The sequence below is a fragment of the Anoxybacillus sp. TBDG-1 genome (assembly GCF_054815885.1).
Genome location: NZ_JBTZSY010000017.1, coordinates 37,045 through 47,374, shown reverse-complemented (window position 1 = coordinate 47,374; position 10,330 = coordinate 37,045). Strand labels below are relative to the sequence as shown.

Below are 10,330 nucleotides of genomic sequence, written 5' to 3'. Positions count from 1 at the left end.
CAAAAGATGACATCGCAAGTATCGAACAACGCATGGCCACAAAAGATGACATCGCTGATATTCCTCTCATTAAACAAGCTGTATTCGAAATACTAGAAGCAGTCAATGAAATTCCAACGATCAAGCAAAACCTCGCTGAAATGTCCCAAAAACTAGATGATGTCATCCGTAAACAAGCGCAACAAGAGCTTGCCATTCAATCACTTGCTGTTCGGTCACTTGTACACGAAAACGAAATTCGTGCGTTAAAAGCGAGATAACGATGAGAAGGCTGTCACAAACTTCTTTGGGACAGCCTTTTCCATTTATTTTTCTTCTTTCAATAGTTGTTCAAATGACTTCACTTTTCCATGCGGTTCGTTTTGTGCTTGCTTGCGAACCGTCCACTGTCGCTCTTTTTGTCTTTTCGATTGGGTCATTCCTTTCACCTCCCTTTTTATCATTTGTTCCTTTTCCTTTTTTATGACTTTTTTATTGTTTGAAAATTGTGTATATTTAAAATAAGAAAAAAGGGGGGAAGGATATTGCTACAATCGAAACAAGCAAAAAAAGCGTTACAAAAAGTACAACGGGTAGCTCAAGAAGTAAGACAAGCTATCCGATCTGACCAATCGCTCGTTCAACAGCTCGATTCGTTACGTACTATATTAGACCGTCGACTCGATCGCGATGAATATTTCGTCATCGTCGATGAACACGGGCATGGTCTTGTGCATACGAATCGATTGCGTGAAGGCATGGTATTTGATGATGAAGTAGGAAAAAAATCAGCTGAAACGACTACTCCTCTGTTACAACTGTATAAACGAAATACAGGCGAAGTGCTCATTGACGCTTCTTGTCCGCTTTTTGAACAAAATGGAAAGCGCTTTAATTTACGCATGGGGCGGCTTATTCATCAACCGTATATGGAAATGTGGCTTGGTGCGATCGTTTTATTGCCAGTTATCTCTCTTTTTATTCTTGCTTTTTTCATGCATTTGTCGCTGAAACAAACGATCATCCTTGTTGTCGGCACATGTGTAGTCGGCTTTCTCGTTTCTTTTTCATTTTATCGCATCATAATGAATCGTCTCCGCGCATGGTATCATGTCACTCGTGCCGTTTCATCTGGACAGCTTCATACAGAGGTGAAAACGGTCGGAAAGCGCAACGCTTTTCATCAAATTGGCTATGAGATTAATAAAGTTATTCTCGGTTTGCGCATGATTTTGCAACAAATTGCCAAAGCGACATATTCCGTTGAACATGTGAGCCACGAACAAAAAGAAGAAGCGAAACGCATCGCAGAAGCGTTCGATGAAGTATCCGCGACGATGGAAACGTTTCGTGAAGGGGCGCAAAAACAAACCGCGTTTGTAAATGAAGCGAAAGAGCGCATTCAAACGATGTTACAATATATGCGCACCGTCCAAACAGACATCGAACAAGTCGTCGAACGAGCACAAACGACATTTGATTCCGCCAAAACAGGATACGACGATATGCAAGTGATCGAAAAACGAATGAAAGAAGCAAAACAACAAATGAACGACACTGCACATGGCATTCAAACAGTAGCGAAAGAAGCAGATACGTTAATGCAAAAAGTATCCGCTATTACCGCCATTGCGGAACAGACGAACATGTTAGCGTTGAACGCCTCCATCGAAGCTGCCCGAGCGGGAGATGCGGGAAAAGGATTTGCGGTCGTCGCAAGCGAAGTGCGCAAACTTGCGGAACATACGAATGCGTTTGCGCATGAAATTTTATCATCGCTTGCGAATACCCATCGCCAACTATCAACCGTCGCAAATGCGGTCACGAAACAAGCGAATACGATTGACGAAACGACCGCTTCCTTAACAAAAATGACCGAAAGTATTGCCCATTTCCAAACGATGTCGCATGAACTAAACGCTTTAATTCAGCGCAATCGAACGCTTATGCAACAAGCGACAAAAGAAGGAAATGAACTATATGAAGCCGTTGCAGACATTTACACAATCGCCAACGACTTTACAAAAGTTGTGCACGAAACTGCAAGCGGTCTTGAACAACAAGCAACAAGCGTCCATCAACTCGCCAAAGAAGCAGCGATACTAGCTGAAGAAGTACAGCAACTGAAACAAATTTTGCATCGTTTTGGAATTAAATAAGAGAGAAAAGCGAGCCTAATGTGCATTGGCTCGCTCGTTTTTTGTGTGGTATGCATATGCTCCGATGCCAATTGTTAAAATAAAAAGAAGTAAAAACGTATTCCCTGTTTCTAAACTAGTCGCAACACTACATCCGAAACAAAAGAAAAGCGGCGTTTTTAACCATTGTTCACCACTAAACAGCCACCATTCGAATAAACCGATCGTAAACGCCAATACGTACATCGTTCCTTCATTCAGCAAAAACAATGCAAAAACCCCCGTCCATAACGCGATGGCTGCTGGCAATAAAAGAAACGCGTCATGCTCACGTACACCGCGTTTAAACACATATATATGAACAATAAGTCCAAAAGAAAAAACAAAGAGAGACCATACACTTGTATCATACCATCGAATGACATGAAACGTTTCAAGCGTAAATACAATCAGTAAAGCTACAATAGCGATGACCGTTTGACGCATCATTTCACCTCCTTACATTCAATGTACTACACTTCTTTTTTTCTAGCTAGGCATTTTTCGATAGAAAAGTAAGAAAATAAATATGATGCTCATATATCCAAATAAAGGATACAATACGCTAAGTAAGGCGTTATACCCGACTAAACTAAACGTATACATCGCCGTCAAAAGCGCAATAAGGACAAAAATCGGTGTCCGAAAAAAAAGTGCTAATTTTCGATGCAGTCCGAACACGCCTGCAATAAATGATGTGAAAATTTCACCGTAAATGATCACAACATATAACCCGTAAAACGACGCAAGGGAATGTCTCACCACTTCCGCCATTGGAATGCTGTAAGATTGCAAGTTAGGAAGCAAAGAAAGTACCAAATGACTGCTGAATAAAATGCCCATAAGCAATATGCCACCAAGCCACCCTCCAAGGCGAATCGTTCGTTCATCTTTCACTTCTGTCGCAAGTGGAACGAGAACGGCTTGTGCCATCGCTAAATTAAACGCTACATATGCAAACGGAGAAAAAAAAGCAGCCAGCGGCGGTTTCGTCCAGACGATGTCTCCTCCGTTCATCATCGCAATAGACAAGCTAAATATAATCATCAGCGGCACAACGACCATATTGACGCTTAAAATGCCGTTTAAGCCAAATAACATCGTTACGAACGTCAATACCATGGTGAACAAAAGCCCAACATGTGCCGGCATACGCAGCTGTTCTTCAAACACCGCCCCTGCTCCTGACAACATGACTGATGTGACACTAAATAACACAACAAACATAAACATATTCACAACAACACTTGCTTTTCCGAACAAATACGCATTTAACTGCTCATATGAGCGCGCATGAAGCCGATTTGCCATAAGCATTAAACGCGTCCCAAAAAAAATAAATAGCCCTCCACTAACTGCAATCATCACCATCCCAATCGCCCCGTACTGCGTAAAAAATTGCACAATTTCTTTTCCTGTCGCGAATCCCGCACCAACGACTGTGCCGACATATACAAACGCAATTTGAATGGCTCTCACCCACATACGCTCTCCCCCACTCGTCCATTTTTTCTATATATATGAAAAAAAACGGCGAATATTTTCCGCCGTTTTTCTTATTCTACAACTATATCGACTTTTGGCATATTGTGCATATTTTTTGCTGTTACATGTGCGACAACCGAATACGTCCCTTTCGTTGGAAACGTATATCGTGCGACATATTTTCCGTCACCGACGTGTTTCCCTTCAATCATTTGTCGATCTTCTTCACCATGTTTCCACACTTCAAACTTCACTTCCGAGGCATCGGTCACTTTTTCATCACCATATGTCGCAAAACAAGCAAGCTCAACTTCTTGATTAACAGGAAGCTTTTCTTCGATCGCCATTTTAACATCTAAATACGCCAGCTCTTCTTCTTCAGATTTGTTCGCACAACTAGCGACAACGAGCAAAGCGAAGGCAAACAACAATAACCATTTTTTCATTTAAATCCCCCTTCCACGTTGCAATAGTTTCACAAAATAATCACAAATATTTGATACAATAGTTATAAACATACTTGATGGAGGATACGTGCGATGCGAGTTCGTTTCTTTTTTTGGCTTATGATCGTCGTTTTGTTGACAAGCTGCACCCCTCAAACGTACACTCCGATTCCACGAGATCAATCGGTCGTTAGCGTCGTCAATATAAAAGAACAAAGCTTGTCATTTATTGATTATAACACGAAAAAGCTTATTGCAACATGGGAGATAAACAAACCGATAACAAAAGCAGTCTTACTTCCTGATCGTGATACAGTGATGTTATTCGGACAAGATATGGACGAAATGATCGCGTATTCATTATCGACCGGAACAGAAAAGAAACGATGGAATGTACATAAAGGCGTGACCGACGTGCTTGTCACTACACATGAATTGCTCGTTGTCAATGAAAAAAAAGGAACGGTGTCGATCATGACGTTCGATGGAAAAGTAAAACATACGATTGCTACTCCCCCCTCCCCTTTTTCGATCATGGAAGATAAAAAACATCATCAATGGATTGTCATTCATTTTAAGGATGGCACCATTTCATTCATTGACAAAGCGACAAAACGGGTGAAACGAACGGTCGATACGCTCGATTTTGCCGTCAATGGCTTAGTCGTGCCTGAAACCGATGAACTATGGGTTGGCGGACATGGGAGCGGAGCGAATATTCAACAAGAAGCATATGTTCATTCACTTGTGGACGGCCGTTTGCTCACACGTGTGAAGGCAGAAACAATGCCGATTCAATTTGTACAGACGAACGACACCATATACGTGCTTTGCCACGGCTCGAACATGCTATATGCATTTAATCCGAAAACGAAACATTTGATGCGCTCACTTGATATTGGCGCAAATCCGTTCGCGATGGTAAAAGCGAAAAAGGAGCTCGTCATCGCAAGCTACGACAGCAATGAACTTATTTTTGTCGATGAAAAAACGTTAAAACAAACAAAAACGGTTTCTGTCGGACATGGACCGTTTTACATCTTTTTCCGCGATGCGAAGGAGGAATAAACATGGCAACCATTTTAATTATTGACGATGAAAAAGATATGCGGGAATTGCTCCGCCTTTATTTAGAACCAGAAGGATTTACGTGCATTGAGGCAGACGATGGCGAGGCAGGACTTGCCGAGTTTAGCCGAAGACATGTCGATTTAATTTTACTAGATATTATGATGCCAAAACTTGACGGTTACCGCTTTTGCATGCACGTACGCGAACGGTCGCAAGTGCCGATCATTTTTTTAACAGCACGAAGCGATGAGTGGGATCGCGTCTACGGATTAAAAATTGGTGCGGACGACTATATCGTAAAACCGTTTAGCCCGAATGAAGTTGTCGCACGTGTGCATGCTGTACTTCGACGAACGAAAGGAACAGATGCACCTCCGCAATATGAAGCAGGTCCAATTGTCGTTGATGAAAAAGCACGAAAAGTGACAGTGAATGGAAAGCCGGTTGTGTTAACGTTAAAAGAATTTGAACTGCTTATGTTGTTTTTAAAACATCGCGGGCAAGTATTTACGCGCGAACAGTTGTTAGATCGCGTCTGGGGCATTCATTACGTCGGCAGCACGCGCACCGTTGATACGCATATTAAAACGTTGCGCATTAAATTAGGCGAAGCAGGACAACTCATCCAAACGGTATGGGGAGTGGGATATAAATTTGATGAAACGATTTAATTCCCTTTCACTACAACAAAAACTATGGCTAACGATCAGCGCTTTTTTAGTGCTTGCGGTGTTTCTTTTATATATCGTTGTCGTCTATATATATGAAAACATTTATATTGCAAACGTCGAACAACGTTTGTTGCAAGAAGGAATGAATATCGCTGCCAAATATGAAGGCGGCGCGATGACCGACTCGTTTCGTCACATTGTCTCTCTCATGAATGACATATCTGATACGGAAATTGTACTTGTGAACAATCCGCGTGAATTAAGCGCCTGCTTACCGTTTGAAGTCGATCATCATTCCATTATTAGCGAGGCGGAACGACAACAATTGCTTGCAGGAAAAACGGTAACGAAAAAAGGATACGAGCAAACGTTTGATCGCCAAATCGTCGGCGTCATTATTCCGCTACTCGATGAACATCGCCTCATGGGCATTTTATATTTGTACGTTCCGCTCGCATCTATTGAAGATGTGCTCGAACGCATTCAAACGTTCGTCATGATCGGCGGCATGCTTTTTTTATTTATTACAGTGTTTGTCGGTCGAAAAATTGCGATGCATTTGACAAAACCGTTACAACATATGCAACAGGCGGCTTACCGCGTCTCGCAAGGCGATTTTTCCGTCCACGTGAATGTCGAAACGGAAGATGAAATCGGACAATTAGCGAAGGCGTTCAATCAAATGGCGCATGCGCTCGCGAAAGAAGATGAACGAAAAAAAGAATTTTTAGCAAACGTTTCCCATGAATTGCGCACGCCGCTAAGCTATGTGAAAGGATATAGCGAGGCGCTATTAGACGGCGTCGTGAGAGATGAAGAACAACAAAAAAAATATATGAAGCTCATTCACCGCGAAGCAAGCCGCATGCAACGTCTTGTGCGCGATTTGCTCGATTTGGCGCAGCTTGAAGGCACGTATCCGCTCGTGCGCACCCCTTTTTCGATCGCCCAATTAATCGAAGAAACGATGGAAAAATACGAACCGATCATACAAGAAAAGCACATTCACTTTTTGTTCGACCTCGACCATGACTTAATCGTCGACGGCGATCCCGACCGCATCGAACAAGTGTTGCAAAATTTACTTGATAATGCGTTGCGCTACACTCCTTCTGGGGGCACGATTTCGTTGCGTGCGACAAACAAACATCCGATGTGTGAACTCGTTATTGCAGATTCGGGACAAGGAATGGCAAAAGAAGATATGGAACGATTAGGCGAGCGCTTTTTCCGAACGGACCGCTCCCGCTCGCGCGAACATGGCGGCACAGGGCTCGGTATTGCGATCGTCAAACAAATTGTCAAGCTACACGGTGGCTCCATCCGTTTTGAAAGCGAACAAGGAAAAGGAACGACCGTGTACGTCGAATTGCCGTTATACGATGAATCATAGTACAATGTATACATGATAAGTTAAAGGAGGCACAAAAATGAAAGTGAGTTCCATCCCGATCGATTTAGAGCGTCTATTTGAATCAATGTGTCGCTCATTTGCGGTCATTTTATTTCGTCCAGATACAACCGTATTATGGGCAAACGATGCGTTTCTTCAAGCGATGGGCTACACGGAGCAACAATTGCTCGGTTTATCCCACCGTCAATTTTGTCTTCCAGAATACACAAACAGCTACGAGTATACACAATTTTGGGATCGCCTAAAAAACAAACAGCCGTTTTACGGAACGGTGCAACGCGTCACACGCGACGGCAAACATATATGGCTCGAGGCGCTTTACGCTCCGGTATTAGATGAACAAGGACAAGTGCAAGCGATCTTTAAACTCGCCACCGATGTCACCGACCGTCACCAAACGTTAAATGAAGAGTTTGCAAGTTTACTTGAAGAAATGAACGCGAGCACGAGCGATATTCAACAAACGGCCCGCTTAATCAACAATCACGTCAAACAGTTGAGTGAAAAAGCGGAAAAAGTAAGCAAAAGCACAGAGGAAATTCAAGGCGTCATTTCGTTCGTAAAAGACATCGCGATGCAATCAAATTTGCTCGGATTAAACGCTGCCATCGAAGCAGCCCGCGCTGGCGAACACGGTCGCGGCTTTGCGATCGTCGCAGAAGAAGTGCGCAAAATGGCGGAAAAAAGCAAACATTCCGCCGAAGACATTTCAGAACAGCTTAATCATATTACAGGCTCGGTGTTGGAGATGGTTCATATGCTCGAAGAAGTCGCTGAAAAAATAAACAATAGCGCCGAAGCGATCGACGAACTTCATCAAGTACAACAACATATGGTGAAAATTACAGATAAATTGACGAAACTTTTATAACTGCCCATTGCGGCAGTTTTTTTTGTCCTAAAAAATTTTTAAAAAAGGTCTTGAAAGTCAAAAAAGGTCAAATTATAATAAAGTCAGAAAGGTCAAATATAGTCAAGATCAAAAAAGGAGGTTGGTGCCTATGATGTGCCAAGTATGTAAACAAAAACAAGCAAACATCTTTTTACATGTGCAAGTCAACAACGAAAAACAACAATTACACCTTTGCGAGGCGTGCTATGAAAAACAAAAACAACAATTAAAAGTTCCAGCAGGATTCCACTTTGATCGTTTTGATCAATTGTTCTCCGACTTCTTCGCACCGCTTGCTGAAAGTTTCCACGCCCAACAACAAGAACAACAACCGAAACGAAACGGATTGCTTGACCAATTCGGTCGCAACTTAACGCAATTAGCGAAAGCAGGATTGATCGATCCTGTCATCGGACGAGAAAAAGAAATTGAACGCGTCATCGAAATTTTAAATCGTCGCAATAAAAACAATCCGGTGTTAATCGGTGAGCCGGGCGTTGGGAAAACGGCGATCGTCGAAGGGTTGGCGCTCAAAATTGTCGAAGGAGCCGTGCCTGCCAAACTATTAAACAAAGAAGTGTACGTGCTTGACGTCGCTTCGTTAGTTGCAAACACAGGCATTCGCGGTCAATTTGAAGAGCGAATGAAACAACTTATTGCCGAATTGCAACAACGGAAAAACGTCATTTTGTTCATTGACGAAATTCATTTACTTGTCGGTGCTGGTTCGGCAGAAGGTTCAATGGATGCAAGCAACATTTTAAAACCGACGCTTGCCCGCGGTGAATTACAAATCATCGGCGCAACAACGTTAAAAGAATATCGCAAAATTGAAAAAGACGCTGCGCTTGAACGTCGCTTCCAGCCTGTCATCGTCCACGAACCAACAATCGAACAAGCGATCAACATTTTAAAAGGCATTCAGCCAAAATATGAACAATTCCATCAAGTAAAATATACAGATGAAGCGATTCACGCCTGCGTCACGTTGTCACATCGCTACATTCAAGACCGTTTCCTTCCTGACAAAGCGATTGACTTGTTAGACGAAGCTGGTTCGAAAGTGAGCTTACAAACAACGCCAACAAATAAAGAAGCCATCGAACAACGTCTCGAACAAATAAGAAAAGAAAAAGAAAAAGCCGCGCAAGAAGAAAACTACGAACTTGCGGCGAAATTGCGCACAGAAGAATTGCAGCTTGAAAAACAATTACAACAAAACGGACAACCAGAACAACCTGTCGTCGATGTCATTCACATTCAACAAATCATTGAAGAAAAAACAGGCATTCCAGTTGGAAAATTACAATCCGATGAACAAGCAAAAATGAAACATTTAGAAGAAAACTTAGCGAAAAAAGTGATCGGTCAAGAAGAAGCGGTGAGAAAAATCGCAAAAGCGATTCGTCGCAGCCGTGCAGGCTTAAAAGCGAAAAACCGTCCGATCGGCTCGTTTTTATTCGTCGGTCCGACTGGCGTCGGTAAAACAGAATTGTCAAAGACGCTCGCGGAACAATTATTCGGCTCAAAAGACGCGATGATTCGCTTAGATATGAGCGAATATATGGAAAAACATGCGGTTGCCAAACTCATTGGTGCACCTCCTGGCTACGTTGGTCATGAAGAAGCTGGCCAATTAACAGAAAAAGTGCGCCGCAACCCTTACAGCATCATTTTGCTTGATGAAATGGAAAAAGCGCATCCAGATGTGCAACATATGTTCTTGCAAATTTTAGAAGACGGTCGTTTAACGGATAGCCAAGGCCGTACCGTCAGCTTTAAAGATACAGTCATCATTATGACATCGAATGCTGGCACAAACATCGAAGGCGACTTGCTCCAACGTCTCAGCCTATACTTCAAACCAGAATTTTTAAACCGTCTCGACGCGATCATCGAATTTAAACCGCTTGAAAAGGCGCATATGTTACAAATTGTTGACTTAATGCTTGCGGAGTTGCAACACACGCTTTCGGAACAACATGTGACGATGACCATTAGCGACAAAGCGAAAGAAAAACTAGCTGAGCTCGGCTATCATCCAACGTTTGGCGCTCGTCCACTCCGCCGCGTCATGCAAGAACATGTCGAAGATGAAATTGCCGACGTGTTGCTTGATGAACAAGATGTGCGCACGATCCACATCGATGTAAAAGACGATCGCATCGTCGTTCATGCTGAAAAAGCCTAATCCG

At 42.8% G+C, this 10,330-nt stretch carries 10 protein-coding genes and 1 pseudogene; 7 read left to right on the top strand and 4 right to left on the bottom strand.

Annotation, left to right across the window (positions count from 1 at the left end; translation table 11 throughout):
- Positions 1–260, top strand: a pseudogene (locus ACYQY7_RS07120) (hypothetical protein); the annotation flags it as partial.
- Between the two features lie 45 nt (positions 261–305).
- Here ACYQY7_RS07120 and ACYQY7_RS07115 read toward each other — a convergent pair.
- Positions 306–419, bottom strand: coding sequence for a DUF6254 family protein (locus tag ACYQY7_RS07115; protein WP_221248102.1), 114 nt, complete (start codon positions 417–419; stop codon positions 306–308).
- Between the two features lie 105 nt (positions 420–524).
- On the opposite strand from ACYQY7_RS07115, the gene ACYQY7_RS07110 reads away from it, so the two are divergent.
- A complete protein-coding gene (locus ACYQY7_RS07110; RefSeq protein ID WP_461201383.1) occupies positions 525–2,138 on the top strand; it encodes a methyl-accepting chemotaxis protein in 1,614 nt (537 codons plus the stop codon).
- A 15-nt stretch (positions 2,139–2,153) separates the two neighbouring features.
- Here ACYQY7_RS07110 and ACYQY7_RS07105 read toward each other — a convergent pair whose 3' ends face one another.
- From ACYQY7_RS07105 to ACYQY7_RS07095, 3 genes are all read right to left on the bottom strand, one after another.
- Positions 2,154–2,603, bottom strand: coding sequence for a hypothetical protein (locus ACYQY7_RS07105; RefSeq protein WP_461201382.1), 450 nt, complete (start codon positions 2,601–2,603; stop codon positions 2,154–2,156).
- 42 nt (positions 2,604–2,645) lie between these two features.
- Positions 2,646–3,641, bottom strand: a complete 996-nt coding sequence (locus ACYQY7_RS07100; RefSeq protein ID WP_461201381.1) for a YkvI family membrane protein — start codon at positions 3,639–3,641, stop codon at positions 2,646–2,648.
- 71 nt (positions 3,642–3,712) lie between these two features.
- Positions 3,713–4,087: a FixH family protein gene (locus ACYQY7_RS07095; RefSeq protein WP_461201380.1), complete on the bottom strand. Its 375-nt coding sequence runs from the start codon at positions 4,085–4,087 to the stop codon at positions 3,713–3,715.
- Between the two features lie 93 nt (positions 4,088–4,180).
- Between ACYQY7_RS07095 and ACYQY7_RS07090 the strand changes: the two genes are divergently transcribed.
- From ACYQY7_RS07090 to ACYQY7_RS07070, 5 genes are all read left to right on the top strand, one after another.
- The gene (locus tag ACYQY7_RS07090; RefSeq protein WP_461201379.1) at positions 4,181–5,155 is read left to right on the top strand and encodes a YncE family protein; all 975 of its coding nucleotides are present in this window, start codon (positions 4,181–4,183) and stop codon (positions 5,153–5,155) included.
- 2 nt (positions 5,156–5,157) lie between these two features.
- Positions 5,158–5,829, top strand: a complete 672-nt coding sequence (locus ACYQY7_RS07085) for a response regulator transcription factor (RefSeq protein ID WP_461201378.1) — start codon at positions 5,158–5,160, stop codon at positions 5,827–5,829.
- Positions 5,816–7,222, top strand: coding sequence for a sensor histidine kinase (locus ACYQY7_RS07080; protein ID WP_461201377.1), 1,407 nt, complete (start codon positions 5,816–5,818; stop codon positions 7,220–7,222). Before ACYQY7_RS07085 ends, ACYQY7_RS07080 begins: the two co-directional genes overlap by 14 nt.
- A 37-nt stretch (positions 7,223–7,259) precedes the next feature.
- On the top strand, positions 7,260–8,114 hold the full coding sequence (locus ACYQY7_RS07075; RefSeq protein ID WP_461201376.1) for a methyl-accepting chemotaxis protein: 855 nt from the start codon (positions 7,260–7,262) through the stop codon (positions 8,112–8,114).
- A gap of 130 nt (positions 8,115–8,244) precedes the next feature.
- Positions 8,245–10,326 carry an ATP-dependent Clp protease ATP-binding subunit gene (locus ACYQY7_RS07070; protein ID WP_461201375.1) on the top strand — a complete coding sequence of 694 codons (2,082 nt, stop codon included), beginning with the start codon at positions 8,245–8,247 and terminating at the stop codon, positions 10,324–10,326.
- The last annotated feature ends 4 nt before the right edge of the window (positions 10,327–10,330 follow it).

Bases quoted from the DNA above. Each gene is read 5' to 3' on its own strand.
- ACYQY7_RS07115 (WP_221248102.1), bottom strand. From the start codon at position 419: ATGACCCAATCGAAAAGACAAAAAGAGCGACAGTGGACGGTTCGCAAG.
- ACYQY7_RS07105 (WP_461201382.1), bottom strand. From the start codon at position 2,603: ATGCGTCAAACGGTCATCGCTATTGTAGCTTTACTGATTGTATTTACG.
- ACYQY7_RS07100 (WP_461201381.1), bottom strand. From the start codon at position 3,641: ATGTGGGTGAGAGCCATTCAAATTGCGTTTGTATATGTCGGCACAGTC.
- ACYQY7_RS07095 (WP_461201380.1), bottom strand. From the start codon at position 4,087: ATGAAAAAATGGTTATTGTTGTTTGCCTTCGCTTTGCTCGTTGTCGCT.
- ACYQY7_RS07090 (WP_461201379.1), top strand. From the start codon at position 4,181: ATGCGAGTTCGTTTCTTTTTTTGGCTTATGATCGTCGTTTTGTTGACA.
- ACYQY7_RS07085 (WP_461201378.1), top strand. From the start codon at position 5,158: ATGGCAACCATTTTAATTATTGACGATGAAAAAGATATGCGGGAATTG.
- ACYQY7_RS07080 (WP_461201377.1), top strand. From the start codon at position 5,816: ATGAAACGATTTAATTCCCTTTCACTACAACAAAAACTATGGCTAACG.
- ACYQY7_RS07075 (WP_461201376.1), top strand. From the start codon at position 7,260: ATGAAAGTGAGTTCCATCCCGATCGATTTAGAGCGTCTATTTGAATCA.
- ACYQY7_RS07070 (WP_461201375.1), top strand. From the start codon at position 8,245: ATGATGTGCCAAGTATGTAAACAAAAACAAGCAAACATCTTTTTACAT.